The following is a 25,336-nucleotide window of genomic DNA, read 5'->3' as shown; positions in this document are numbered from 1 at the left end:
GGCCTGTGGAGGAGGCGCTGCGCGTCAGTGGACCGCCGTTTCGCCGGCGAGCACCGACTCCAGCCGCGCGTAGCTGGTTTCCATTCCCTCGGCCATGCCGGTCGCGAGGATCATGTCGCGAGTCTCGGCGTCGGGGTACTCCATCACCAGGGTCAGCAACGTGGCGCCGTCTTCTTCCTCGAGGGTGAGGTCGTTGATGACGGTTGGGCCGTCCGTACCGATCATCCGCTCGGTCGTCGCGGCACGCCGCGGCGGGTCGACCAGCAGGGTCTCGCCCTCGAACCCGAAGCCGGAACCCTCGACGCCGTTCTGCACCCACTCGTAACGGTAGGTCTGCCCCACCTCGGGGGCCACCTCGCACGTGGTCATCGACCAGCCGTCGGGACCGAGCATCCACCGCCGCAGCAGGTCGGGCTCATGGTGCGCGCGCCACACCAGTTCACGCGGGCCCTCGATCAGTCGGGTGATGCGCACGTGGGCGTCGTCGAGCATTTCCACCTGCGTGCCCTTGCCCTGTGCGTACGCCCGCAATCCGGCCAGAACGCGGTCGAGCTGGTTCATGGCCATCGTCGAACCCTCGATCGCGCCCATCGCGATGACCTCTTCCAGCGCCTCGACCGACGTGAAGTAGGTCACGCTGCGCAGACGGCATCCGTCGGCCGTCGGCTCGAAGTCGTAGGTCACCCGCATCCCGGGCGGCATCCCTTCGGAAGGGGCGCCGTCCTCGTCTACGAAGGAATCGATGACTTCGAAGCGCGTGGGTTGCTCGATCGAAAGGAACTCCCAGGCGCCACGGGCGTGCTCGCCCTGCTGACTGACCATTTCGTAGCGGACGCGGCCGCCGACTGTGAGGTCGAACTCGGTGAAGGTGGCCGGCCAGCCGGGAGGACCCCAGAACCGCTCCAGCTCCCGCGGGTCGGTGAACGCCTGCCAGACGCGTTCGACGGGGGCGGCGAACTCGGCGCTGAGCGTCATCGTGAGCTCTTCGGGGTCGGTGGTGACATCTGTCACGGGCATGTCAATCTCCTTGCGTCGTTGAGGGAGAGGGTGGTTCGGTGGGTTCGGCCAGCAGATCGTCCAGCCGGTCGATGCGAGCGCGCCACAGAGCTTCGTAGGCCGCGAGGAGGGCGCGTGCCCGGGCGATCATGGTCGGATCCGCCCGCACGAGCCGCTCGCGCCCTTCGGCGCGCTTGACGATGAGCCCGGCCATCTCGAGCACGGCGACGTGCTTCTGCACGGCCGCGAACGACATGTCGTACGCGGCGGCGAGTGCCGAGACGGACTGCTCGTGTTCGAGCGTCCGCCGCAGGATGTCGCGCCGCGTCGCGGCCGCCAGTGCGTGGAACAGGCGGTCGGTCTCATCATCGGTCAATTCCGTTTGTACAACCATTTGGTTGCACGTTACGACGGATGCCTGTCGTCGTCAAGACCCCCGATGCGGCTCCGGAGCCAGATCGCAGTGGAGACGACGAGCGGCACTTGGGTGATCCCGTAGAGCACGTGGAACGCGTAGTGGGCGGAGGTCTGAGCCGGATCGAAAGGGAGGATCGGCAGGGGCAGCACGGTGAAGATTGCGCCCAGGAGGTTCAACACACCCCACCCCAAAAGAGCCCACGCTGCGACGGATCGCAACCGCGTGAACCACGCAGCGACGAGCACGACCGTCAGTGCCAGAGGGATGAGCGATTCTGGGCTGAGGATCGTCTGACCGGGTAAATCGGCCACATTGTGCACGAGCAGTCCGACCCAGCCGAGGGCGGCGGACACGGGAACCCACGGTGCGCTCCTCCTCGGACCGCCCGGTCCGTCGTGCACCCTGGTCCCGGTCATGCGGCGGACCCTCGTGACGGCGCGGTCCTCCGCATTCTCACCCTCTCTACACACCACATCGTTCGCGCTTTCCCATTGTCTCCAGCCGACAGCAGGCTCATATGACCTCGCGCGGCCCTCGGGCTCGGAGCGTACTGCGCACAGGGGTGAGACGGAACTACCACGACGCCTCAGGCCCCGCCCGAAGCATCTCGTCCCGAAAATGGCTGTGTCCTGGCAGAGCATGCCCCGCTGACGACTCTGCGCGTAGCCTCGCCGTCAGGGACGACACCGTGAAGGAGCAGCACGATGCACACACGAACACTCGGACGGGGGCTGCAAGTCTCCGCCGTCGGGCTGGGCTGCATGGGCATGTCCCAGAGCTACGGCCCGAATCCCGGGTCCCGCGGCGACATGATCGCGGTGCTGCGATCCGCCGTCGACCTCGGCGTCACCTTATTCGACACCGCCGAAGTGTACGGGCCGTACGTCAACGAGGAACTGGTCGGCGAAGCTCTCGCGCCGGTGCGAGATCAGGTCGTGATCGCGACGAAGTTCGGTTGGGACATCCAGCACGGCATCAGCGTCGGCCTGAACAGTCGACCCGAGCAGATCCGCCGCGTCGCCGATGCATCCCTCGAACGGCTCCGTACCGACGTGATCGACCTGTTCTACCAGCATCGCGTCGACCCGAACGTTCCCATCGAGGACGTCGCGGGCACCGTCGGGGAGCTCGTCGCGGAAGGCAAGGTGCGCCATTTCGGGCTATCGGAGGCATCCGCCGCCACCATCCGCCGCGCCCACGAGGTCTTCCCTGTCACCGCCGTCCAGAGCGAATACTCACTCTGGACCCGGGACCCCGAAACCGACGTGCTCCCCACCCTCGCCGAACTCGGCATCGGATTCGTGCCCTTCAGCCCCCTCGGCAAGGGATTCCTCACCGGCACCGTCACCACATCCACCACCTTCAGCGAGAACGACATCCGACGACGCGTTCCCCGCTTCGAGGAAGGAAACCTGGCCGCGAATCAGGCGCTGGTCGATCAGGTCAAAGAACTCGCCGCCGCCAAGGACGTCACTCCGGCGCAGGTCGCGCTGGCGTGGCTGCTCGCGCAGCACCCGTGGATCGTGCCCATCCCCGGCACCCGCAGCACCTCCCGCATCGAGGAGAACGCAGCCGCGACGACCGTGGGGCTGTCCGCGGACGAACGAGACGACCTGGACGGCCTCACCCGCCGCATCGGCGTCCAGGGTGACCGCTACAACGCCCAGCACATGGGCTACCTCGACCGCTGAGACCGCACCTCGACGCGACGAATACTCACTCGGCAGCGCGAATACTCACTCGGGAGCGCGAATACTCACTCGGCAGCGGGTCAGCCGAGGCCGGCGCGGGAGGCGTCGGGGTCGACGTTGCCGGCGACGGGCTTGCGGGAGATCCCGACGGCACCGGCATCCGGAGCCTTCGACACCGCAGCGGCGACGGCGACCGACTCGTCGACGTCGACGTACCGGGGGCGCAGCTTCACGGCCTGCTGGCGACGGTGCTCGCGCTTGGCCTTGTTGGCCGCGTAGACCAGGTTCAGGGCCTCGACGAGGATCGCGAACGCCATCGGCGCGTAGATCAGGGCCTTGTCGATGTGCACACCGAAGCCCTCGGCGATGAGGAACACACCGATCAGCAGCAGGAACGACAGCGCCAGCATCTTCACGGTGGGGTGGTTGTTCACGAACGTGAAGATGAACTTCGACGCGAACAGCATGATGCCGAACGACAGCACGACCACCGCGACGATGACGAGGATGTTATCGGTCATGCCGACGGCGGTGATGACGGAGTCCAGCGAGAAGACGATGTCCAGCAGCAGAATCTGCGTCAGCACCGAAGCGAAGGTGATCGTCTTCGGCGCCGCGCCGTGGGAGTCTTCCTCACCCTCGAGCTTGTGGTGGATCTCGGTGACAGCCTTGTAGACCAGGAACAGGCCACCGGCGATGAGGATGATGTCCTTCACGGAGAAGCCCATCCCGAACAACTCGAAGATGTCGTCCTTCAGCGTGATGATCCAGCCGGCGAAGCAGACCAGCACCACCCGGATGACCATCGCGAGCGTGAGCCCGAGGTTCCGCGCCTTGGCCTGCTGCTCTACGGGGAGCTTGGAGGCGAGGATCGAGATGAAGATGACGTTGTCGACGCCGAGCACGACCTCCAACACGAACAACGTGAAGAACACGGCGATGAGATCGGGGGTCAGCTCGAGCGCGAAGTCCATCCGCTCAGGCTAGAGGGTGGAATCTATGCGACCGCCGTGAACCGCCGTCCACGACGACGGGTCCAACGCGTATCGACATAAACAATGGTGGCGCACGCGCATGCGTGGTAGTCATGTAAGCGCATACATCGATCCTCGGATCTACAACGACCAAAGGAATAGCACATGACCCACCGTCGAGTCGCGTTGCCCACCGCCACGGGGATCGCCCTGACCGGCCTCATTCTGTCCGGCTGCGCCACGGATGCTTCATCGCCCGCCGAGGGAGGCGGCGACGAGACCCTGATCGTTTACTCCAACTCGGTATCCGATGGGCGGGGCGAGTGGCTCGTCGCGCAGGCCGCTGAGGCGGGGTTCGATGTGGAGTACGTGGATGCCGGCGGTGGAGAAATCGCGCAGCGCGTCATCGCCGAGGCGACGAACCCCATCGCCGATGTGGTCTTCGGCCCGAACAACGTGCACTTCGAGTACATGAAGGCCGCCGACGCGCTCGAGGCCTACGAGCCGGCCTGGGCCGACAAGGTCGAGCCGATCGACCCCAGCGGCGTCTATCACGCGATCGTGCAGGAGCCGATCATGATCGTGTACAACACGGAGGCCTTCGCGAACCCGGGTGATGCACCGCAGGACTGGACCGATCTCTTCGAGGACGAGTCTTTCCATGGCCGCTACGAGACGGCCACCACGCTCACCGGCGGCACGACGCAACTGGTGGTGACCAGCCTGCTCAGCCGCTATCGCGAGGACGACGGCTACCTCGGCATCAGCGAAGACGGCTGGGCCGCCATCGACAGCTTCTTCGAACACGGCTCCCCCGTGGTGGAGGGTACGGACCTCTACGCGCGGATGTCCTCCGGCGAAGTCGACATGGGTCAGATGTGGCTCGCCGGCAAGGCCAGCCGCGAGCAGGAGTACGGGGTGCAGAGCGAAGCCATTCGCCCCTCGGTCGGCGTACCCCTCGTCAACCAGGGCATCGGAGTGGTCAAGGGCAGCGACAACGCCGAGCTCGCGCAGGAGTTCGTCGATTGGTTCGGCAGCGCGGAAATCCAGGCCGCCTGGTCTCAGGAGTTCTTCACCGCGCCGACCAACGCCGACGCGATCGCCGATGCGAACCCGGACGCGGTGGAGATGACGGCGTCGTTCACCGCTCAGGACATCGACTGGGCATTCGTGGCCGAGAACCTCTCGAGCTGGGTCGAAGAGATCGAACTGAACCACCTGGGCTGAGCCCCCTCACCGAGTCGGCACCCCGGCTGGAATGCGAATCGAAAAGTGATCACCTTCTCCGACGTCACCGTGACGTACGCAGACTTCACCGCGTTGCCGAGCTTCTCCCTGACGGTCCAGGAGGGTGAGTTCTTCACCCTCCTGGGCCCGTCGGGCTGCGGCAAGACCACGGCGCTGCGCACCCTCGCGGGACTCACCGCGCCCGCCTCAGGCACCATCACCATCGGGGGCAAGAACGTCACCCGGCTGCGCAGCGACCAGCGCGACCTCGGGATGGTGTTCCAGAACTATGCACTCTTCCCGTCGATGAGCGTGGCGGAGAACATCGCCTTCGGCTTGAAGACCAAGCGGGTCAGCGCCGCCGAGGTCGCCGAGCGAGTGCACGCGATCGCCTCCGAAGTGGAACTGCGCCCGGATCAGCTGACCAAGAACGTCAGCGAACTCTCCGGCGGCCAGCAGCAACGCGTCGCGATTGCTCGATCGCTCGTGCTGCGCCCCAAGATCCTGCTGCTGGACGAGCCGCTGTCCAACCTCGATGCCAAGCTGCGCCAGCAGCTGCGGCTGCAGCTTAAGCAACTGCAGCAGCGCTTCGGGATCACGACGGTGTATGTGACCCACGACCAGGACGAGGCGCTGGCTATGTCGGACCGTGTAGCGGTCATGAACGGCGGTCGTATCGAGCAGGTGGGCACACCCGAAGAGGTGTACGCCCACTCGACGACGGAGTTTGTTTGCACATTCATAGGTGAGGCCAATCGCCTGGAGGCTGCCCTTGTGGCACATCTGCGTGAACAGGGGGCGACACACCTGGACCCGGCGGCGACGAGCTACCTGCGCCTGGAGAAACCGACCCTTCTCGCAGGTGACGAGAATGTCGACCAGCCGGTCGTGGCTGGAACCGTGGCGTCGAGGGTGTATCACGGCACCAACTCGGCGTACGCCGTGGACTGCGGGCCCCTCGGCGTGCTCCGCGCGATCGTCCGCGAAGACGGGACGGTCGGACACGAGCCGGGAACGCGCGTGCGGCTCGCGCTGCCCGCCCAGCACGTCCTGCAGTATCCAGCCGCGGACGTCGAGAGGTGACCCGCTCGCTGCGCATGCTGCGCAACCCGCTCTGGCTCGCGGTCACCGTCGTGCTCGCCTGGGGTATCGGCGCGTTCCTGATCATGCCGAACGTCACTCTCCTGGGCGAGGTGTTCACTGACGACACCGGCAGCATCACGCTGCGCGCGTTCGACCGCCTCTTCGGCTCCGAGCGTGCGGTGCGGTCGTTGTGGAACAGCGTGCTGCTGGCCACGATCCTCTCCATCACGGTGAACATCGTCGGCATTTTCCTCGTGCTGGTGACCCGGTTCTACGCGATCCGCGGCGCCCGCCTGCTGTGGATCGGGTACGCGAGCACCCTCGTCTGCGGTGGCATCGTCCTGGTGTTCGGGTACAAGCAGGTCTACGGACCGACGGGTGCCGTGACTCGCCTCGCGATGCAGTTGTTTCCCGAATTGGACCCCAACTGGTTCTCCGGGATGTTCGCCGTCGTCGCGGTGATGACCTTCGCATCGACCGGCAACCACCTGCTCTTCCTCGCCGCAGCGATAAGCAAGGTGGACCTGCAGACCATCGAGGCAGCGCGAATGATGGGGGCGAGCGACCTGTCCATTCTGCGCCGGATCGTGCTGCCGGTGCTGAAACCGATGATCTTCGCGATCACGATCCTGACCTTCCTCGGCGGGTTGGGCGCGCTGGCCGCACCGCAGGTCCTCGGCGGCCGGGACTTCCAGACGGTCAGCCCCATGATCCTCGCGTTCGCCACCACGTCGACCTCCCAAGACCTCGCGGCGACGCTCGCCATCCTCCTCGGTATCGCAACCGTGGTGCTGCTTGCAGTACTCAACCGGGTGGAGCGAGGTGGCGTGTACTTCTCAGTGTCGAAGGTCCCGACGCCGCTGGAGAAGCAGCGCATCCACAACCCGGTCGTGAACGCCGTCACCCATGTGATCGCCTACGCCTTGTTCGTCGTGTACGTGCTACCCCCGGCTTTGGTGGTGCTGTATTCGTTCACCGAGGTCACCGCGATCAGTTCGGGCACGCTTAGCGCGTCGAGTTTCACGGTTGACAACTACGTCGCTGTCTTCACGACCCAGAAGGGGCTGCAGCCGTTCCTCGTGAGTGTCGCGTACGGCATCATCGCAGCGACGGTGGCGCTCGCGTTGATGGTTTTCGCTGCGCGGATGGTGCAGCACAACAAGAACACCCTCACGCGGGTGATCGAGTATCTCCTACACATCCCGTGGTTCCTCCCCTCGACGATGATCGCCCTCGGACTGATTCTCACGTTCAACCGGCCACAACCCGCGGTGCTGGGCGCGGTGCTCACGGGCAGTTTCTGGATACTCGCGATCGCCTACATCATCGGGAAGATCCCATTCACGTTCCGGCTGCTCAAGGCCGCTTTCGCCGGCGTGCCGAACAACCTCGAGGAAGCGGCGTCCATGCTCGGCGCCAGCCAGATGTACACCTTCCGTCGGGTGCTGCTGCCGCTCATCGCGCCCACGGCTGCGGCGATCAGTGCGCTCAACTTCACGAGCCTTCTCGACGACTATGACTCGGCGATTTTCCTCTCCCACCCGCTGCTCCAGCCCCTGGGCATCGTCATCAAGAACGCGACGAGCGCCGAGACCATCAGTGACGGCGTGGCCCTGAGCTACGTCTACACGGTGCTGATCATGGTCATCTCCACGGCGGCGATGTGGGCGGTGTACGGGCGCAAGCCCCGCCGACGTTCTCCCCTTCCCACCAGTGCTGCAATCACCCGAACGCCCCGAAAGAGCATCCGATGACCGCTGACGTCACCAACATTCGCCGCTCGGAGTTCGGGCAACCCGCGCACACTCTGATCAACCGGCGCCTCAATGATCGCTTCGCGCTGCGCGGTCTCCTCATCGCCGTGCACCGCGGCACCGGACAGGGCATGGTCGCCGAGAACACGGCTGCCGCCGTGACCGCCGCCGTCCGCAGCGGCGGCGACTTGGTCGAGATCGACGTCGTCCGCTCACTCGATGGCGAGTACTTCGTCTTCCATGACGGTTACGAACGGCAGCACTTCGGCATCGACCGTAACCTGCAGACGATGAGTTCGGTCGAGATCGATCAGCTCGCTTACCCTCATCGGACAGCGGCGCCACTGGTGCGCGTGCAGCGACTGGAGGCGCTACTGGACGATTGTCCCGACGCGCTACTGAACGTCGACAGGTCGTGGCGCTATTGGCCGGGGTTCTTGGATGTGCTCGATAAGCATGGCGTGGCCGACCGGGTCCTGATGAAGGTGGATGCGACGGACGACGAGGCGCTGCACGCCGCGCGGCGACACGACACCAAGTATCCGCTGCTGCCCATCGCCAAGTCCGCCGAGGCGGCGGAAGCGCTCCTGGGGGACTCGCGGCTCAACGTCGTAGGAATCGAGGCGGTAACCGCCGATCCCACACATCCGTTCTGCGACCCGGCGTGGTCCCATGGACTGCGCGAACGCGCTACGTTCTCCTACATGAACGCGCTGGACCTGGGCAATGGCTCAGACCTGCTGGCCGGGTGGGATGACACGATCTCGGTGCTTGAGGATCCTGAGGATGGGTGGGGGCGCCTCGTGGACACCGGCGCCGATGTGATCCAGACAGACTGGCCGGGTCTGCTGCAGGACTTCCTTGTGGGCCGTGGCGCACGCAGGCCATGACATGACCGCAGCGCGTCGGACGCGCACGTGGCCGCGCGTGACCATGAAGGACGTCGCTCGCGAGGCGAACGTGTCCGACGCAACGGTTTCCCGCGTGCTCGACGGTTCTGCCGGGGTCTCGGAGTCGACCCGAAGTGCGGTGCTGGACGCCATCCGCCGCACGGGATACATCCGCAACGGGGCCGCACGACAGTTGGCAGGCAGCGCATCTGACGTGGTCGGGCTTCTCGTGCGCGACGTACGCAACCCCTACTACGGGCTACTCCACTCCGAACTCCAGCACGGAGCCACCGAGCGCGGGCTGAGATTGCTCACGGTTTCGCCAGCCTTCATGCAAGGCGTCACGCACGAGTTGAACGCCCTCGATCACCTCCTGGAACAGCGCGTGCGAGGCCTCCTCATCGCGACGGGCACGATTCCGTTGGACAGGGTGGCGACCTTCGCGGAGTTCGTCCCCGTGGTGGTCGTCGGCCGCCCCGTGACGCTGGAAGGCATCCATTCCATCGCATACGACGAGCCAGCGAACGGACGCCTTGCCGCCGAGGAGGTGTGGGCGCACGGGCACCGCGACGTCGCCGTGGTCGCGACCGCCGAGGCCGTCTCGTTCGTTGAGCACAGCCGCTCGGAAGCGATGATCGCGCGTCTACGTGAGCTCGGCGCCCGCCCCGTACCCGTGCACACAGATTCGTTCGCGCGGCTGAGTGACGTCACCCCCGAGTTGGTGCGCCTGACGCGGGAAGGTCGCGTGAGCGCAGCCATGTTCCCCTCCGACGAACGCGTCGTAGCTTTCCTGGAATCGACTCAAGGCACCCAGCTGCGCGTGCCGGAGGACCTGTCCGTCACCGGTGTCGACGGCGTGCTGCCGGGCTTGAAGCTGCTGGGCTTGAGTACCGTGCGCCTTCCGGCCGAGGAGCTGGCCCGACGAGGGATCGAGGTAATGGCCGAAGAGCTCGGGACATCTGATTCCCGTCCGCCGGTACGTGAGGTGTACCCGTCGACGTTCATCGCCGGCCACACCCTGCGGCGGGCCGACCCGGGAGAGGCGCCGGATCCCCGCGGCTAGGATGGACCCGTCCGGCGCCCCCACCGAATCCCTGGAGCTGAGCCGCGTGACCACCCCCACTTCGACCGCTGTCGCCGATACCGTCGAGAACGCGGTCGCCACTCCCGGCAGGGAGCAGCCGTACGCGGCGCTCGGCCTCAAGGCCGACGAATACGCCAAGATCCGTGAGATCCTCGGCCGCCGCCCCACCAGCGGCGAGCTGGCGATGTACTCGGTCATGTGGAGCGAGCACTGCTCCTACAAGTCGAGCAAGATCTACCTGCGCCAGTTCGGCCAGAAGGTCTCCGACGAGATGAAGACCCGCCTGATGGTGGGCATGGGCCAAAACGCCGGCGTCGTGGATGTCGGCGAGGGCTGGGCCGTGACCTTCAAGGTCGAATCCCACAACCACCCCAGCTACATCGAGCCGTTCCAAGGCGCGGCGACCGGCGTCGGCGGCATCGTGCGCGACATCATCTCGATGGGCGCGCGGCCGGTGGCCATCATGGACCAGTTGCGCTTCGGGGCGATCGACCACCCCGACACTGCCCGCGTCGTCCATGGTGTCACGAGCGGCATCTCGTTCTACGGCAACTGCCTGGGCCTTCCCAACATCGGCGGCGAGACGGTGTTCGACTCGGTCTACCAGGGCAATCCGCTCGTCAACGCCCTCGCGGTCGGCGTCATGCGCCACGAGGACATCAAGCTCGCCAACGCCACCGGCGCCGGCAACAAGGTCGTGCTCTTCGGCGCCCGTACCGGCGGCGACGGCATCGGCGGCGCCTCGATCCTGGCATCCGACACCTTCGCCGACGGCGGCCCGACCAAGCGCCCCGCGGTGCAGGTGGGCGACCCGTTCGCCGAGAAGGTGCTCATCGAGTGCTGCCTGGAGCTGTACCAGGGCGAACTGGTCGAGGCGATCCAGGACCTCGGCGCCGCCGGCATCTCGTGCGCCACCAGCGAGCTGGCCGCCAACGGCGGCTCCGGCATGCGGGTGGATCTGGAGAACGTGCTGCTGCGCGACCCCTCGCTCACGCCGGAGGAGATCCTCATGAGCGAGAGCCAGGAGCGCATGATGGCGATCGTCGCTCCCGAGAAGCTCGAGGCGTTCCTCGCCGTCACCGGCAAGTGGGACGTGGAGACGAGCGTGCTGGGCGAGGTCACCGGCGACGGCCGGCTGCAGATCTTCTGGCACGGCGAGGAGATCGTCAACGTCGACCCGTCGACCGTCGCCGTCGACGGCCCGGTGTACGAGCGCCCGGTGGCGTACCCGACCTGGATCGACGCGCTCCGCGACGACTCGGCATCCGCCCTCCCCCGCTCCGACGACCCGGAGACGCTGCGCACCCAGTTCCTGCAGCTGGTGGCCAGCCCCAACCTCGCCGACACCTCATGGGTGACCAACCAGTACGACTACTACGTGCTGGGCAACACCGCGCTGAGCTTCCCCGATGACGCCGGCATGATCCGCGTCGACGAGGAGTCCGGCCTGGGCTTTGCCATCGCGACGGACTGCAACGGCCGCTTCTGCCAGCTCGACCCCTACGAGGGCGCCAAGCTGGCCCTGGCCGAGGCCTACCGCAACGTCGCCGTCACCGGCGCCGTCCCCACCGCCGTCACCGACTGCCTCAACTTCGGCAGCCCGGAGAACCCCGAAGTGATGTGGCAGTTCGGCCAGGCCGTCGAGGGCCTGTCGGACGGATGCCTGGAGCTGGGCGTGCCCGTCACCGGCGGAAACGTGTCGTTCTACAACCAGACCGGCGACACCCCGATCTTCCCGACCCCCGTGGTGGGCGTGCTCGGCATCATCGACGACGTCGGCCGGCGCATCCCCAGCGGCTGGCAGGATGCCGGCGAGAACATCTACCTCCTCGGCGTCACGTCCACGGAGCTGAGCGGCTCCCAGTGGGCGGGCACGATCCACGGGCACCTCGGCGGTCGCCCGCCGAAGGTCGACATGGCCGCCGAGAAGCGCCTGGCACAGTTGCTGCATGCGGCCTCGCTGCAGTCGCTCGTCTCCAGCGCGCACGACCTCTCCGACGGCGGGCTCGCCCAGACGCTCGCCGAGGGCGTCATGCGCTTCGGCGTCGGAGCCCGGGTGTGGCTGCGCGAGATCATGGAGCGCGACGGGGTGGATGCCGCGACCGCACTGTTCTCCGAATCCACCGGCCGCGTCATCGTCACCGTTCCCCGCGAGGACGACGTCAAGTTCCGCGGGCTCTGCGACGGCCGCGGCTACCCGGTGCTGCGCATCGGCGTGACCGACGCCCCCGGCGACGGCGACGAGCCGGCGCTCGAGGTGCAGGACGTGTTCACCATTCCCGTTTCCGAACTGCGCGAGCTGTCGCGTGCGACCCTGCCCGCCGCGTTCGGCGCGACGGTCGCCGACCCCGCCTGAGAGGGATGACATGACCGACGACGAATACGGCTCGTACGGACAGGGACGCCAGCGCCGCATGAAGATCGTGGCGTGGGTCGTGATCGTGACGCTGATCCTCGTCGGTGGCGGCTCCACGGTGATCGCGCTGATCTTCGGCTGACCCGCGCGCTGCCCTGCGGCATCCGCGGCATCCGCCCCGCACGGCGGCCCCGCCCTGACCCCGTCGCGGGGCCGCGGCTACGATGGCAGGGTGGAGACCGTGCTCCTGATCGTCGGCAGCTGGTGGTGGATCGCCCCGGCTGCCGCAGGCGTGGGCGCCGTCGGCTACGGGGCACTGACCACCAACCGGCGCCGCGCTCGACGACTCGAGTTGGATGCCGCCCGCCAGGAGGAGCAGACCGCGTACCGCGCGCTGCAAGCCGCGCGCGCCCAGCTGCGCGCCGCGCAGGCTGATCTACTCAGCGCGAAGGCGCAGCGCGGTGCGGCCGGCATCCCGTCGCAGTTCGAGGCGCGGCGCGCACTGCAGGCGGCCAAGCAACAGGAGCGGCAGGCGTCGCTGCAGCTACGAGCGAGCCGCAGCCGCGTGAAGGCGACGCGCGCGCGGTACGGCATGGCCGGCGGCGATGCCCCGCTGCCGATCGAGGAACTGCTGGCCCAGCACGACGCCGTCACGGCGCGCTGGCTGGAGTACGAGACGGATGCCGGCAAGGCTCTCGCGTTTCCGCAGATGCTCGACGCACGGCATCCGGCCACGCTCGCGTTCCTGCGGGCACAGCGCGAGGCGCAGTCGCTGCGTCCGGCATCGGCGCGGGACAAGGTGACGCCGGCGGCGTTCCTGGCCTACCGCGATGCCGTGCGGCGCGCGGAGGTCGCGTTCGCCGTCGCCGAGCAGGAGGCCCACCGCGCGGCGCGGTCTGCCCTTCCGCGTGTTCCCGGTGCGCCCCGGCCTTCCGCGGCTCCGGGTGTTGACGGTGATGGCGGGGCTGGCGGGGGTTCGTCGCGGCCGATCTGGCCGGTGCCCGCCCGCACTCCCAAGCCGCCGGCATCCGCGTAACGGGCGTCCCCGCGGCCCTCGACGGCAGCACGCGAGGGCTAGCATGACAGGGGTGGACCCCCTGTTCGAGTTCCTTGGCAGCTACTGGTGGCTGGCCTTCCCGCTCGCCGGAGCGCTCGGGGGTGTCGGCAAGGCCTGGGAGCGCGCGTCGAAGCGCCGCCACGAGCGGCGGCTGGAGATCCTCCGGGCCAAGAGCGAGCTGAAATCAGCGCAGGCCGCTGCGCGCGCGAAGCCGGTGGCGACAGCATCCGTGCCGATGGCGCTGACCCGTCCGTCGCCGGAGCCGAGCCAGCTGGAGCAGCTCATCGCGGCGCACGACGAAGTGACCCGCCGCTGGCTGGAGTACGAACTCGACGTCGGCAAGCTCATCGCGTTCCCCGCGATGAGCGATGGACGGCAGCCGCTGACGGCGGCGTTCCTGCGCGCGAAGAAGAACGCCGACCACCTACGGCCGGAGTCCGCCAGGACCAAGGTGTCGAAGGAGCAGTTCGACGAGTACCGGGCCGCCGTGACCGAGTACGAGGTGGCGTTCGACCTGGCCGAGCGGGAGGCCCGGCGCATGCGCGATTCGTCGTTCACCGAGGTGGAGCGCAAGCGCCTGTCGACGGCGAAGCAGTTGCTGACGGTGGCGATCGACCAGGCCGCGACGCCCGCCGAGCGGCAGCTCGCGTACAAGCGGGTGCGCGAGGAGCTGGATGGTCTCATCTCGCTGTCCGACGGGGCCGTCGAGGTGCTGGAGACGAAGGTCGCGCTGCAGCTCACCGCCGGCGACCCCGCGCGTCCCCGAACTCCCGAGTGAGTATTCGCGCTGCCGAGTGAGTATTCGTGATCGCGAGTGAGTACTCGTGGTCGCGAGTGACTACTCACGAGCCCGCCCAGACAGGGTTTCCCCGCGCCGGGAGTACTCACTCGACAGGGTGAATGCTCACTCGACAGGGTGAATGCTCACTCGACGCGGGGAATACTCACTCGGCGGCGGGGGTGGCCGTCAGGGAGTCGACGTACTCCTGGTTCTCGGCGATCCACTCGGCGACGATGTCCTCGTACTCGTCGGTGTCCTGCCCGTTGAACATCGCGTTCTCGAGGGAGTACAGCGTCTCGCTGTCCATCGTGAAGGCGCCCAGCCACTCGGCGACCTCGGGGAACTCCTCCTCGAACGTGGTCGACGCGAACGTGTGCAGACCCTCGGCTTCGCCCAGCAGACCCTTCGGGTCCTCGAGGTCCTTCAGCGGGTAGGCGTCGTACGCCCAGTGCGGACGCCACAGCGTCACGAGGATGTTCTCGCCCGCGCTGGTGGCGGTGTCCAGCTCGGTGAGCATCGCCGGCGTCGACGAGGTCACGTGGTCGAACTCCTCCAGGCCGTACCCGGGGATGACCTCCTCATCGACGACGGTCGCCAGACCCGAACCGGACTCGATGCCGATGATGGTGCTGTCGAACAGGTCCGCGTTCTCGGCGAGCTCATCGATCGAGTCGACCGGGGCATCCTCGTTCACGGCGAGGGTGAGCTTGGCGTCCTCGTTCCAGGCACCCAGATCCACCATGTCGGCGCCGTACTCCTCGACATAGTCGCCATGCGTCAGCGGCAGCCAGGTGTCAAGCGTCAGGTCGTAATCGCCGCTGGCGATGCCGCTGAACACGGCTGCGGGGTCGGCGTACTCCAGCTCGACCTCGTAGCCCTGCTCCTCAAGCACGGCCTTCCACAGTTCGGATGCGGCGATGCCCTCATCCCAGCCGTTGAACACGGCGATCGTGATGGGGCGGTCGGCCGCGGCGTCGCCGTCGGAGCCGGTGGAGCCGCCGTCGCCGGAACCGCCGGCGCAACCGGTCAGGGCCAGGGCGGCGGCTGATGTGAAGGCGAGCGCCCCCAGCATCCTGCTTCTCTTGGTCATCGTGACTTCCTCTCCCTCCGCGTGCTGAGCACGGAGCGGTCGTTGTGGTCGGGCGCGGAGTCTCCGCACCCCTCGCGAGTGATGAGCTCGCAAGTGTGTGGGGGGTGTGGGGACGTCAGGCGGATGCCGCGGCGACGGGCTTCGCCTTGACGCCACCGCGCTTGGCAGTGGCAGCGCGAGTGCGCGCCGTGCTGCGGGCACTGCGCGTGGCCAGCGCCGACGTCAACCGGTCCAGGATCATCGCGATGACCACGACGGAGAGCCCTGCTTCGACGCCCAGGGCGATGTCGATCTTCTGCAGGCTCTGCACGACGTCGCCGCCGAGGCCGCGGGCGCCGACCATGCCGGCGATGACGACCATCGACAGGCTCAGCATGATGACCTGGTTGACGCCGGCCATGATGCTGGGCATGGCCAGCGGCAGCTGAATCTGACGCAGGATGCGGCCGGGCGACGCGCCGAACGCGTGCCCTGCCTCGACGACCTCGCGGTCGACCCCGCGGATGCCGAGCTCGGTGAGCCGGACGCCGGGCGCCAGTGCGAACACGATCGTCGCGACGATGCCGGGGACGACGCCCACCCGGAACAGCATGAGGGCCGGGATCAGGTATACGAAGGCGGGCATGGTCTGCAGGAAGTCCAGCAGCGGGCGCACGATCTTGGACACCGTGTCGTTGCGGGCGGCCCAGATGCCCAGTGGGATGCCGATCGCCAGGGCGATCACCGAGGCGACGATCACCAGCGCGAGGGACTGCATGGCGTTGTCCCATTGGTCCACACCCACGATGGCGAGCAGGCCCACGAGCGTTCCGAGCGCGAGCCACACACCCTTGGCCCACCACGCCAGCGCGGCGAAAACGAGGATGATCACCCAGAACGGCGGCGCCTGCAGCGCCCACTCGAGCGAGTCGTAGACGGCGAGGAAGACGGCGCGAATGCCGTCGAAGAGCCAGCCCATCGTGTCGATGAGCCAGCGGACGAACGTCTCGGCGATCTCGCCGAGCGGAAGGCGAATCAGGTCGTTCACGCGGCATCCCCCTTCGACGAAGCGGTGAGTTCGGAAGCCGAGGCCTCCGCCGCACCGAGCCGTGCCAGCGAATCAGTGAGGTCGGATTGCGGCACCGGGGCCGGCTCGATGATCGGCATCGACTGCGTCATGGGCGGGACGTTGCCCAGCGCCGCCAGCAGCGTCACCCGAGGGATGAGACCGACCAGCCGTCCACTGGCGTCGATGACGGGCACCGGCATGGTGGTCTCGACCGCGCGCTCGACGACGTCGGTGAGGGAATCTTCGGGCGACACGGTCGGCACCGAGGTGTCCACGATCGCACGCAGATCGGTCTGGCCCGCCTTGATCGCGCGGATCACCTGGCGGTCGCTGACCACACCCAGCAGGTGCCGGTTCTCGGTGACGAACACCGACCCCGCCTGCAGTTCGCGCAGCGACCGCAGGGCTCCGCGCAGGCCGGCGCTTACCGGCGTGGTGGCGTGGGCTGGTTCCATGACGGCGCCGGCGGTGAGCACCCGCGCCCGGTCGACGTCTTGGACGAACTGGGCGACGTAGTCGTTGGCGGGATCGGTGAGGATCTCCTCCGGCGTGCCGTTCTGCACGATGCGCCCATCGCGCATGACCGCGATGCGGTCGCCGAGGAACATCGCCTCGTTGAGGTCATGGGTGATGAAGACGATCGTGCGCCCCATCTCGCGCTGCAGCTCCACCAGCTGCTCCTGCATCTCGCGGCGGATGAGCGGGTCAAGCGCCGAGAATGCCTCGTCCATCAGCAGGATGTCGGTGCCTGCGGTGAGCGCGCGGGCAAGACCCACACGCTGGCGCATGCCTCCGGACAGCTCGTCCGGCATCGCCTCGGCCCGGTCGGCGAGGCCGACCTTGTCGAGGATCTCCAGCGCGCGCTTGCGCCGCTCCTCCTTGCCGACGCCTTGGATCTCCAGCGCATACGCGGCGTTGTCCAGCACGGTGCGGTGCGGCAGCAGTGCGAAGTGCTGGAAGACCATCGACACAGACGAACGACGGATGCCGCGCAGTTCGGTCGCCGACGCAGTCGTGACGTTCTTGCCCTGCACGAGCACTTCGCCCGCGGTGGGCTGCAGCAGTCCGTTGAGCATGCGGATGATCGTCGACTTGCCCGAGCCGGACAACCCCATGATGACGAAGATCTCACCTGGCTGCACGGTGAAACTGGCGTCGATCACCGCCGCGGTGCCGGCATCGGCGATGTCCGCCCGGCTCTGACCGGCGCGCAGCCGCTTGACGGCATCCTTCGGGTTGCGTCCGAAAACTTTGAACAGATTCTTCGCTTGGACAGCGGGTACGTCATTCACGTGCTTCACCTCGGCAGCCGCGTCTTCAGGCCAACATAGGTAACGCCCGGGTGGACGGTCATCGGCGCCGCCGCACACGCGTCGGAAATCGACGCGGTTCAGCGCTCGAGCGACGCACATCGGGTCCGCCGCCATGACCGTCGACCATACGGCTGCTCGGATCGGTGGCCCTCGGGTCGGCCACGTCGAGCGACCGCGGACTGGTCGTCGGGGCTCAAGGCCCGTTTCAAGGGTATATAGCGCTGGCCAGTGTGGCAAACCGCCGCAGTCCTCGAACGGCCCGACCCCTTGACATTCGCCGCGCGGCGTTGCACGGTTAGTTAGTCAAGTAATGAACCAGTGAACGGAGCGACGTGATCGAAGAGGGCCGGGCTCTTTTCCTGCAGATCGCCGAGGGCATCGAGGACGCCATCGTCGACGGGTCTCTAGCCGAAGAGGCACAGGTACCCTCGACCAACGACCTCGCCGCCTTCCACCGGATCAACCCCGCCACGGCGGCGAAAGGAGTGAACATGCTCGTCGACAAGGGCGTGCTGTACAAGCGGCGCGGTATCGGCATGTTCGTCGCCCCCGGCGCCCGCGAGCAGTTGCGCGGCGAGCGCCGGGCAGCGTTCGCCGACCGCTACGTCGAGCCGCTGCTCGCCGAAGCACGCGCCCTCGGGCTCGGCCCCGATGAGCTCGGGGCACTCATCCAACAGCGCTACACCACCGCAGAAGGGACGGCACGATGACTCCCGTCATCGAGGTCACAGGACTCACCAAGCGCTATCGCGAGACGGTCGCCGTAGACGACGTGAGCTTCGCGATCGAAAAAGACACCATCTACGGCCTCCTCGGCCGCAACGGCGCCGGCAAGACGACGGTCATGTCGATCCTCACGGCGCAGAACTTCGCCACCAGCGGCGACGTGCGCGTCTTCGGGGAGCACCCGTACGAGAACGCCCGCATCCTGCAGCGGATGTGCTTCGTGCGCGAGAGCCAGAAGTACCCCGACGACGCCACACCCATCCACGCGTTCCGCACGGCTGGGCTGTTCTTCCCCAACTGGAACCAGGAGTTCGCCGAACAGCTGATCGATGACTTCCAGCTGCCGCTGAAGACGCGCATCAAGAAGCTCTCGCGCGGGCAACTGTCGGCTGTCGGCGTCATCATCGGTCTCGCCGCACGGGCGGAGATCACGTTCTTCGACGAGCCGTATCTGGGGCTGGATGCCGTCGCTCGGCAGATCTTCTACGACCGGCTGCTGGCCGACTACAGCGAGAACCCGCGCACGGTCATCCTCTCCAGCCACCTGATCGACGAGGTGGCCAACCTCATCGAGCGGGTGCTGGTCATCGATCGGGGCCGCATCATCATGGACGAGTCGACGGATGCCGTGCGCGACCGCGCCGCGAACATCGTCGGCGACACCGCCGCGGTGAACGCCTTCGTCGCCGGACGCGAGGTGACCCACCGAGAGACCCTCGGCCACGTCTCCAGCGTCACCGTGCTCGGGGCACTGACCGCCGCCGACCGCGAAAAGCTGGCCCGCAGCGGCCTGGACGTGACCCCGGTCTCACTCCAGCAGTTGATCGTGCGCACCACCCAGCACGCCGCCGAGAACGCGGCATCCACCCACTCCGCGGCATCCGCCGAGGAAGGAGCGCTCCGATGAGCCGCACACTGAACGTCGTCCGCATGCAGTTGGTGAACAAGCAGACCTACATCTGGGTGCCCCTCATCGTGCTGGCGGGTGCTTTGGCGGTCACCTTGGTGATCTACGGGATGCTCGCCAGCGCGGGGATCGATGAACCGAAGTTCGGCGGCGGTGCACAGGCGCCACTGTGGACCTTCCTCTTCGTCGGCGTCCAGGCTCTGACGCTGAGCTTCCCCTTCTCGCAGGCCATGAGCGTGACCCGCCGGGAGTTCTACCTCGGCACGGTGCTCACCGCCGCGATGACCTCCGCGATCCTGGCAGTGGTGTTCGTGCTCGGCGGGCTGGTCGAACTGGCCACGAACGGCTGGGGCCTGAACGGCTACTTCTTCCACCTGAACTGGATCTGGGAGGCAGGGCCGCTGGCGGCGGGCTTCGTGTTCTTCGTCATCGCCATGCTGTTCTTCGTCATCGGGTTCTGGGCCGCCACGATCTACAAGCGGTTCGGCAGCACGTGGGTGGCGATCATCCTGTCCGCAGTAGGCCTGGCCCTGGCCGGAATCACGTGGCTGATCACGCTCCGCGGCGCATGGGGCCCGGTCATGGAGTGGATCCTGACGCAGGGCGCGCTGGGCCTGGCTGCCTGGGGAGTGCTGCTCATCACCGTGCTCGCGGTCAGCTCGTGGGCGACGCTGCGCCGCGCCATCCCCTGACCGCTCCTTCATCGACGCGGACGCCCCGGGCTTCGGCTCGGGGCGTTTGCCGTGTCAGCGCCCGTCGGCCGCGGCGGTGTGGTGGCGGATGACCTCGGCGACGACGAAGTTGAACCACTTCTCGGCGAACTCGGGATCGAGATCGGCCTCTTCAGACAGCCCGCGCAGGCGCGCGATCTGCTGCTCTTCGCGCGAAGGGTCCGATGCCGGCATGCCGTGCTCGGCCTTGAGGATGCCGACCTGCTTGGTGCATCGGAAGCGTTCGGCGAGCATGAAGATGAGCGCGGCATCGATGTTGTCGATGCTGGTGCGCAGATTCCGCAGCGTCACGGCGGGGTCGGTCATGGCATCCTCCTCGTCACTCGACCCTACCGGCGAGTGCGGCGGGTGGGCCGTAGCGGGCGGGCACGCACCACCCTGCCGTCGGCGGATGCCCGCCCCTAGAGTGTCCCCATGAGCGACACCTCCGACCGCCCGCTCGCCGATACCGCGCCTTCGGGTGCGCCGATTCCGCGTCGCGCGACGAGCCTGTCCAGCCCGTTCACCCTCGGGTTCATGCTCACCCTCGGTGGCCTCGCCGCCTTCGTGCTGGGGCTGGCGATCTCGAGCCTGTCGACCATCCTCATCTACATCGCATTCGCCCTGTTCGCCGCGCTGGGCCTAGACCCCGTCGTCCGCTGGCTCGAGAACCACAACGTTCCTCGCGCCTGGGGGATGGTGATCGTCTTCCTCGGGTTCGCGCTCGTGGTCGTCGGCATGCTGTGGCTGGTCATCCCGGCGGTGGTGAACCAGGTCAAGCAGTTCATCGATGACGTGCCATCACTGGTATCCGACTTCCAGAAGACCGATTTCTACTCCTGGCTCTCGACCACCTTCAGCGATCAGATCGGCACGCTTCTCACCGACGCGCAGAACTTCATCACGAACCCGAGCAACCTCGCCTCGATCGGCGGCGGGCTGCTGAAGGTCGGTCTCTCCATCGCGACGACCATCTCGGGCCTCATCATCGTGCTCGTGCTGACCCTGTACTTCCTGGCGTCGCTGTCCACGATCAAGGCATCGTTCGTGCGCCTGACCCCCGCGCACAGCCGCCCGAAGGTCGCCTCCCTCACCAACCAGATCACCGACTCGATCGGCAGCTACCTCATGGGAATGGTGATCCTCGCGTTCTTCAATTCGGTGTTCGCATTCATCCTGCACGTCGTGCTGGGACTGCCGTTCCCGGCACTGCTGGCCGTGGTCGCGTTCTGCATCACGATCATCCCGCTCGTGGGCACGGTGATGTTCTGGGTGCTCGCCACGACCCTCGCCCTGTTCAGCAGTCCGCTGGCGGCACTGATCTTCGGCATCGGTTATCTGATCTACATGCAGATCGAGGCATACATACTCACGCCGCGCGTCATGAACAAGGCGATCTCGGTACCCGGGGCTCTTGTGGTCATCGGCGCTCTGGTCGGCGGCACCCTGCTGGGCCTGCTCGGCGCACTCATCGCGATCCCGGTCACCGCGTCGATCCTGCTGATCATCAAGCAGGTGCTGATCCCGCGTCAGGACGCGAAATTGTAGCGAGCCGGGACCCTTCCGGCCCGTCACGGGCGTAGGAGATGTGACGAGGGTAGGACGGATGCCGGCGGGTCCGTCCTACGCTCGCACCATCTCCTACCTTCGCGAAGGCCCGGACCGGAAAGGTCCCGAAGCCCTCGACCTTCGGCGGCACGACGGTGAACAGTGCGCCACTGGGCGCCAGTGCCTCCAGATGCGTCAGGTGCTCGACGACGTGGATCCCCGATCCCAGGAACACCGTGTGTGCGGGTCGCTCACCGCGCGCGTCGCTGGACATGTCGTCGATGTTGACCGAGTCGATGCCGACCAGCGTCACGCCCTGATCGGCGAGGTAACGCACCCCATCCTCGGTGAGGAACGGTGCGTCCACGCCGTACTGAGGTGTCCCGAAGTGGCGATCCCACCCGGTGTGCAGGAGGACTGCCTTGCCCCGCACGTCGCGGTCGTAGAAGACGGATGCCGGGATGCCCCGCTGCCCGGCGTCGGTGACGTGGAACACCTCGGTGGGGAGGTCGACCAGCGTCTCCAGCGAGAGGCTCGCCAGGTCGGCACCGCCCTCGAAACGGTGAAACGGGGAGTCGATGTAGGTGCCGGTGTTACCGGGGAGAGTGACGATGTCCATCACGAACGTCGTTCCGCGTGCGTACCGGCTTTCGGCGTCTGCGCGCGTCAAGTGCGGCGTGATGACCGGCGCCGGCACCCCGGGCAGCGTGACGAGCCCCGCTCGGATGGTGTGGCTCAGATCCACCAGCCGGTGGATCCCGCCCGGCGTGACCGCACTCGCGTTCGCAATGCCCCTGCTCCCCCGATGCTGCTCCGCAACGACCCGGAGCCCCTGCAGCCGCACCTCACCGACGAGAGCAAGACCGAGGTGCTGCACCAGCAGGCGCGCGATCTCCGCCTCGTCGGTGTCCTTGCTCGGGAGGTCGAGACGAAACCCCTCGGCGCTCAGGCTGCCGCCGTTGATGAACGTGATCTGCGCGTCGAACACAGCGCGGTAGTCACTCACGGGCCGAACCTATCAGCGACACCAGCACCACCCCACCGCGTGCCGAGCGTAGGAGATGTGACGACGGTAGGACGGATGCCGGCGGGTTCGTCCTACGCTCGCACCATCTCCTACGCTCGTGACGAGCGCAGCGGCAGGATGCAGGTGGGCGACGGCGCGGCGGTGCGGGCGCGGACGCCACCGGGGACACCGGTACGGATGTCGAGCGTGAGCGCGGCGACCTCTCCCGAGTGCTGGCCTGCCACCAGGAGGGTGTCGCGGACGACCAGGTGATGCCGCGGACCGTCGACTCCGGCCTCGGCGAGCGCGACCGGTGCCACCTCGGACCCGTCGCCGCGCACGCGCAGCACGGCGAGGGTGTTGCTGCCGCGCACCCCGGCGTACACGAACTCGGCGTCCCGCGAGAGGCAGATCTCCGCAGCGGTGTCGCCCGCGAGGGTGCCTGCTCCCAGCGGCGTGCCCGCGACGATGCGCCAGAGTCCGGTGGCATCCGGTGCCAGCACGAACAGTTCGCGGGATGCCTCGGTGACGACGTACAGATGACCACTCGGATGCCACACCATGTGGCGCGGTCCACTGCCGCGCGGCAGCACGACGGCGGGAAGCGACCGCATGCCACCGTCACCGGCGCGCCAGAACCGCACCAGGTCGAAGCCCATGTCGGTGGCGGCGACGACACCGCCGGGCAGGTACACCGTCTGGTGCGCGTGCGAAGCGCGAGCAACGGATGCCTCTTCGTCGGGTGCCGCCACCGGGGTGGGCTCGGCCGGCGCGGGCGGGGAGTCGTACTCCGGCACCAGGTGAGCGAACTCGTCGCCGGCGGCCTCGCGCAGCGCACGCGCCGCAGCGGCCAGATCCAGCAGCCGCCCATCCGATTCCTCGCCGCGCGCGCCGAGATCCACCGCACCGGTCGAGCCGATCGCGGCGGGGCCCCACGCGTCGGGACCCTCCTCGGCGTGCGGATCGCGCGCCCCCGCGGCAGCGGCCGTGGGTCCGGGGCGCCCTTCGGCATCCAGGCGCACGCGCACCACCCGGCCGTCGCCCCAGCAGCTCGCGATGAGCGACCCGCCGTCGGGTGCGACGGCGATGTGGCACGGCGCCTCGCCAACCGCCACGGGGCCGCCGAGGCGCGCGAGCGACATCGTGCCGGTGCGGCGGAACGCCTGCACCGTACCGTCACCCTCGAGCGCGGCGTAGACGACGTCGCGCGACGGATGCCAGGTGAGCCACGACGGCGACCCGCCGGCCGTGGCGGCGTCGCCCTCGTACGCCAGCGGACCGCCGGCGGATGCGGCATCCGCCTCTCCGGCGCGCAACACCCCGATACCCTCGGCGGTGCCGCCCATGTCGGCGGTGTACCCGCCGAGCAGGAAGCGCATCAGTCCACGAGGTCGTGGCGCACGATCACCGCGTCGCGGGATGCACCCACGCCGATGACCGAGATGCGCGTGCCGCTCATCGCTTCCAGCGCCAGCACGTACTCCTGCGCCGCCGTGGGCAGCTCGTCGAACGTGCGCGCCGTGGAGATGTCCTCGCTCCAGCCGGGGAGGTACTCATAGATCGGCGTGGCGTGGTGGAAGTCCGACTGGTTCACCGGCACCTCTTCGAAGCGCTCTCCGTCCACGTCGTACGCGACGCAGACCGGGATGCGCTCCAGGCCGGTGAGGATGTCGAGCTTGGTGAGCACCAAGTCGGTGATGCCGTTGATGCGGGTGGCGTACCGGGTGACGGGGGCGTCGTACCAGCCGACGCGGCGGGGCCGGCCGGTAGTGGTGCCGAACTCGAAGCCGCGCGATCGCAGCCACTCGCCCTGCTCGTCGTGCAGCTCGGTGGGGAACGGTCCGGACCCGACGCGTGTCGTGTAGGCCTTCACGATGCCGACGATGCGGTCAAGACGATTGGGGCCGACGCCGGAGCCGGTCGACGCGCCCCCGGCCGTGGCCGAGGACGACGTGACGAACGGGTACGTGCCGTGATCGACGTCGAGCATGGTGGCCTGGCCACCCTCGAAGACGACGACGTCACCGGCATCCAGCGCGTTGTTCAGCAGCAGGCCGGTGTCGCAGACCATGGGCCGCAGCCGCTCGGCATACGACAGCAGGTCCTCGAGGACCTCGTCCACGGTGATGGCGCGGCGGTTGAAGACCTTCACCAGCAGGTGGTTCTTCTGGTCGAGGGCGCCCTCGACCTTCTGCCGCAGGATGTTCTCGTCGAACAGGTCCTGCATGCGGATGCCGACACGATTGATCTTGTCGGCGTAGGCGGGGCCGATGCCTCGCCCCGTCGTGCCGATCATGCGCTTGCCGAGGAAGCGCTCGGTCACCTTGTCCAGCGTGCGGTGGTACTGCGTGATGATGTGCGCGTTGGCGCTCACCCGCAGCCGCGACGTGTCCAGGCCCCGGGCATGCAGCGCCTCGAGCTCGTCGAACAGCACCTCGAGGTCGACCACGACGCCGTTGCCGATGACGGCGTTGACACCAGGCGACAGGATGCCCGACGGCAGCAGATGCAGGGCGTACTTCTCGTCACCGATGACGACGGTGTGGCCGGCGTTGTTACCGCCGTTGAACTTGACGACCCAGTCGGTGCGCTCTCCGAGAAGATCGGTGGCTTTGCCCTTGCCCTCGTCTCCCCATTGGACTCCGACGATCACGATGCCTGGCATGGGCTACTCCCC

At 67.6% G+C, this 25,336-nt stretch carries 25 protein-coding genes; 14 read left to right on the top strand and 11 right to left on the bottom strand.

Annotated features, from left to right (window positions below; all coding sequences use genetic code 11):
- Positions 1-24 precede the first annotated feature (24 nt).
- From QNO11_RS00375 to QNO11_RS00365, 3 genes are read right to left on the bottom strand one after another with little or no spacing between them, the layout of a single operon-like run.
- Entirely contained in the window at positions 25-1,017 is a 993-nt protein-coding gene (locus QNO11_RS00375) for an SRPBCC family protein (protein ID WP_257507163.1), read from the bottom strand.
- Between the two features lies 1 nt (position 1,018).
- Positions 1,019-1,390, bottom strand: a complete 372-nt coding sequence (locus QNO11_RS00370; protein WP_257507164.1) for an ArsR/SmtB family transcription factor — start codon at positions 1,388-1,390, stop codon at positions 1,019-1,021.
- 11 nt (positions 1,391-1,401) lie between these two features.
- Entirely contained in the window at positions 1,402-1,830 is a 429-nt protein-coding gene (locus tag QNO11_RS00365) for a hypothetical protein (protein WP_257507165.1), read from the bottom strand.
- Between the two features lie 288 nt (positions 1,831-2,118).
- On the opposite strand from QNO11_RS00365, the gene QNO11_RS00360 reads away from it, so the two are divergent.
- Entirely contained in the window at positions 2,119-3,105 is a 987-nt protein-coding gene (locus QNO11_RS00360) for an aldo/keto reductase (RefSeq protein WP_257507166.1), read from the top strand.
- Positions 3,106-3,185: 80 nt separating this feature from the next.
- Here QNO11_RS00360 and QNO11_RS00355 read toward each other — a convergent pair whose 3' ends face one another.
- Positions 3,186-4,079 carry a TerC family protein gene (locus QNO11_RS00355; RefSeq protein WP_257507167.1) on the bottom strand — a complete coding sequence of 298 codons (894 nt, stop codon included), beginning with the start codon at positions 4,077-4,079 and terminating at the stop codon, positions 3,186-3,188.
- 165 nt (positions 4,080-4,244) lie between these two features.
- Between QNO11_RS00355 and QNO11_RS00350 the strand changes: the two genes are divergently transcribed.
- From QNO11_RS00350 to QNO11_RS00310, 9 genes are all read left to right on the top strand, one after another.
- Entirely contained in the window at positions 4,245-5,306 is a 1,062-nt protein-coding gene (locus QNO11_RS00350; protein WP_257507168.1) for an extracellular solute-binding protein, read from the top strand.
- Positions 5,307-5,351: 45 nt separating this feature from the next.
- On the top strand, positions 5,352-6,389 hold the full coding sequence (locus QNO11_RS00345) for an ABC transporter ATP-binding protein (RefSeq protein WP_257507169.1): 1,038 nt from the start codon (positions 5,352-5,354) through the stop codon (positions 6,387-6,389).
- Positions 6,386-8,143: an ABC transporter permease gene (locus tag QNO11_RS00340; RefSeq protein WP_257507170.1), complete on the top strand. Its 1,758-nt coding sequence runs from the start codon at positions 6,386-6,388 to the stop codon at positions 8,141-8,143. Before QNO11_RS00345 ends, QNO11_RS00340 begins: the two co-directional genes overlap by 4 nt.
- The gene (locus QNO11_RS00335) at positions 8,140-9,033 is read left to right on the top strand and encodes a glycerophosphodiester phosphodiesterase family protein (RefSeq protein ID WP_257507171.1); all 894 of its coding nucleotides are present in this window, start codon (positions 8,140-8,142) and stop codon (positions 9,031-9,033) included. Before QNO11_RS00340 ends, QNO11_RS00335 begins: the two co-directional genes overlap by 4 nt.
- Positions 9,014-10,096 (top strand): LacI family DNA-binding transcriptional regulator, encoded by a 1,083-nt coding sequence (locus tag QNO11_RS00330; protein WP_285169948.1) that lies wholly within the window; start codon positions 9,014-9,016, stop codon positions 10,094-10,096. Before QNO11_RS00335 ends, QNO11_RS00330 begins: the two co-directional genes overlap by 20 nt.
- 46 nt (positions 10,097-10,142) lie before the next feature.
- Positions 10,143-12,473: a phosphoribosylformylglycinamidine synthase subunit PurL gene (gene purL / locus QNO11_RS00325; RefSeq protein ID WP_257507173.1), complete on the top strand. Its 2,331-nt coding sequence runs from the start codon at positions 10,143-10,145 to the stop codon at positions 12,471-12,473.
- Between the two features lie 10 nt (positions 12,474-12,483).
- Positions 12,484-12,615, top strand: a complete 132-nt coding sequence (locus tag QNO11_RS00320; RefSeq protein ID WP_257507174.1) for a hypothetical protein — start codon at positions 12,484-12,486, stop codon at positions 12,613-12,615.
- A 90-nt stretch (positions 12,616-12,705) separates the two neighbouring features.
- Positions 12,706-13,509 (top strand): hypothetical protein, encoded by an 804-nt coding sequence (locus QNO11_RS00315; protein ID WP_257507175.1) that lies wholly within the window; start codon positions 12,706-12,708, stop codon positions 13,507-13,509.
- Between the two features lie 52 nt (positions 13,510-13,561).
- Entirely contained in the window at positions 13,562-14,308 is a 747-nt protein-coding gene (locus tag QNO11_RS00310) for a hypothetical protein (protein ID WP_257507176.1), read from the top strand.
- A 166-nt stretch (positions 14,309-14,474) separates the two neighbouring features.
- Here QNO11_RS00310 and QNO11_RS00305 read toward each other — a convergent pair whose 3' ends face one another.
- The 3 genes from QNO11_RS00305 to QNO11_RS00295 all read right to left on the bottom strand — a co-directional run bounded on the left by QNO11_RS00305 (position 14,475) and on the right by QNO11_RS00295 (position 17,741).
- A complete protein-coding gene (locus QNO11_RS00305; protein WP_257507177.1) occupies positions 14,475-15,401 on the bottom strand; it encodes a glycine betaine ABC transporter substrate-binding protein in 927 nt (308 codons plus the stop codon).
- Positions 15,402-15,516: 115 nt separating this feature from the next.
- Positions 15,517-16,428: an ABC transporter permease gene (locus QNO11_RS00300; RefSeq protein ID WP_257507178.1), complete on the bottom strand. Its 912-nt coding sequence runs from the start codon at positions 16,426-16,428 to the stop codon at positions 15,517-15,519.
- Complete coding sequence (locus tag QNO11_RS00295; RefSeq protein ID WP_257507179.1) at positions 16,425-17,741, bottom strand: quaternary amine ABC transporter ATP-binding protein; 1,317 nt, start codon at positions 17,739-17,741, stop codon at positions 16,425-16,427. The genes QNO11_RS00300 and QNO11_RS00295 overlap by 4 nt, the downstream gene beginning before the upstream one ends.
- A 353-nt stretch (positions 17,742-18,094) precedes the next feature.
- Between QNO11_RS00295 and QNO11_RS00290 the strand changes: the two genes are divergently transcribed.
- From QNO11_RS00290 to QNO11_RS00280, 3 genes are read left to right on the top strand one after another with little or no spacing between them, the layout of a single operon-like run.
- Positions 18,095-18,472: a GntR family transcriptional regulator gene (locus QNO11_RS00290; protein ID WP_257507180.1), complete on the top strand. Its 378-nt coding sequence runs from the start codon at positions 18,095-18,097 to the stop codon at positions 18,470-18,472.
- Complete coding sequence (locus QNO11_RS00285; protein WP_257507181.1) at positions 18,469-19,395, top strand: ABC transporter ATP-binding protein; 927 nt, start codon at positions 18,469-18,471, stop codon at positions 19,393-19,395. Before QNO11_RS00290 ends, QNO11_RS00285 begins: the two co-directional genes overlap by 4 nt.
- On the top strand, positions 19,392-20,087 hold the full coding sequence (locus QNO11_RS00280) for a hypothetical protein (RefSeq protein ID WP_257507182.1): 696 nt from the start codon (positions 19,392-19,394) through the stop codon (positions 20,085-20,087). Before QNO11_RS00285 ends, QNO11_RS00280 begins: the two co-directional genes overlap by 4 nt.
- Positions 20,088-20,141: 54 nt before the next feature.
- Here the strand turns inward: QNO11_RS00280 and QNO11_RS00275 are convergent, their stop codons facing one another.
- Complete coding sequence (locus tag QNO11_RS00275; RefSeq protein ID WP_257507183.1) at positions 20,142-20,432, bottom strand: chorismate mutase; 291 nt, start codon at positions 20,430-20,432, stop codon at positions 20,142-20,144.
- Between the two features lie 108 nt (positions 20,433-20,540).
- Here QNO11_RS00275 and QNO11_RS00270 point away from each other — a divergent pair, with 108 nt between their 5' ends.
- Positions 20,541-21,653 (top strand): AI-2E family transporter, encoded by a 1,113-nt coding sequence (locus tag QNO11_RS00270; RefSeq protein ID WP_257507184.1) that lies wholly within the window; start codon positions 20,541-20,543, stop codon positions 21,651-21,653.
- Here the strand turns inward: QNO11_RS00270 and QNO11_RS00265 are convergent.
- The 3 genes from QNO11_RS00265 to QNO11_RS00255 form a co-directional block, all read right to left on the bottom strand.
- Positions 21,613-22,659 carry a cyclase family protein gene (locus QNO11_RS00265; protein WP_257507185.1) on the bottom strand — a complete coding sequence of 349 codons (1,047 nt, stop codon included), beginning with the start codon at positions 22,657-22,659 and terminating at the stop codon, positions 21,613-21,615. The genes QNO11_RS00270 and QNO11_RS00265 overlap by 41 nt on opposite strands.
- A gap of 110 nt (positions 22,660-22,769) precedes the next feature.
- Positions 22,770-24,038, bottom strand: coding sequence for a lactonase family protein (locus tag QNO11_RS00260; protein ID WP_257507186.1), 1,269 nt, complete (start codon positions 24,036-24,038; stop codon positions 22,770-22,772).
- Positions 24,038-25,324, bottom strand: coding sequence for an adenylosuccinate synthase (locus QNO11_RS00255; protein WP_257507187.1), 1,287 nt, complete (start codon positions 25,322-25,324; stop codon positions 24,038-24,040). The genes QNO11_RS00260 and QNO11_RS00255 overlap by 1 nt, the downstream gene beginning before the upstream one ends.
- Positions 25,325-25,336: the final 12 nt, after the last annotated feature.

The sequence above is a fragment of the Microbacterium sp. zg-B96 genome, assembly GCF_030246865.1.
GTDB lineage: Bacteria > Actinomycetota > Actinomycetes > Actinomycetales > Microbacteriaceae > Microbacterium.
This window is presented reverse-complemented; position numbering and strand designations above follow the sequence as displayed.

Bases quoted from the DNA above. Each gene is read 5' to 3' on its own strand.
- QNO11_RS00335 (WP_257507171.1), top strand. From the start codon at position 8,140: ATGACCGCTGACGTCACCAACATTCGCCGCTCGGAGTTCGGGCAACCC.
- QNO11_RS00350 (WP_257507168.1), top strand. From the start codon at position 4,245: ATGACCCACCGTCGAGTCGCGTTGCCCACCGCCACGGGGATCGCCCTG.
- QNO11_RS00365 (WP_257507165.1), bottom strand. From the start codon at position 1,830: ATGACCGGGACCAGGGTGCACGACGGACCGGGCGGTCCGAGGAGGAGC.
- QNO11_RS00370 (WP_257507164.1), bottom strand. From the start codon at position 1,390: ATGGTTGTACAAACGGAATTGACCGATGATGAGACCGACCGCCTGTTC.
- QNO11_RS00275 (WP_257507183.1), bottom strand. From the start codon at position 20,432: ATGACCGACCCCGCCGTGACGCTGCGGAATCTGCGCACCAGCATCGAC.
- QNO11_RS00270 (WP_257507184.1), top strand. From the start codon at position 20,541: ATGAGCGACACCTCCGACCGCCCGCTCGCCGATACCGCGCCTTCGGGT.
- QNO11_RS00375 (WP_257507163.1), bottom strand. From the start codon at position 1,017: ATGCCCGTGACAGATGTCACCACCGACCCCGAAGAGCTCACGATGACG.
- QNO11_RS00255 (WP_257507187.1), bottom strand. From the start codon at position 25,324: ATGCCAGGCATCGTGATCGTCGGAGTCCAATGGGGAGACGAGGGCAAG.
- QNO11_RS00320 (WP_257507174.1), top strand. From the start codon at position 12,484: ATGACCGACGACGAATACGGCTCGTACGGACAGGGACGCCAGCGCCGC.
- QNO11_RS00305 (WP_257507177.1), bottom strand. From the start codon at position 15,401: ATGACCAAGAGAAGCAGGATGCTGGGGGCGCTCGCCTTCACATCAGCC.
- QNO11_RS00285 (WP_257507181.1), top strand. From the start codon at position 18,469: ATGACTCCCGTCATCGAGGTCACAGGACTCACCAAGCGCTATCGCGAG.
- QNO11_RS00355 (WP_257507167.1), bottom strand. From the start codon at position 4,079: ATGGACTTCGCGCTCGAGCTGACCCCCGATCTCATCGCCGTGTTCTTC.
- QNO11_RS00260 (WP_257507186.1), bottom strand. From the start codon at position 24,038: ATGCGCTTCCTGCTCGGCGGGTACACCGCCGACATGGGCGGCACCGCC.
- QNO11_RS00360 (WP_257507166.1), top strand. From the start codon at position 2,119: ATGCACACACGAACACTCGGACGGGGGCTGCAAGTCTCCGCCGTCGGG.
- QNO11_RS00280 (WP_257507182.1), top strand. From the start codon at position 19,392: ATGAGCCGCACACTGAACGTCGTCCGCATGCAGTTGGTGAACAAGCAG.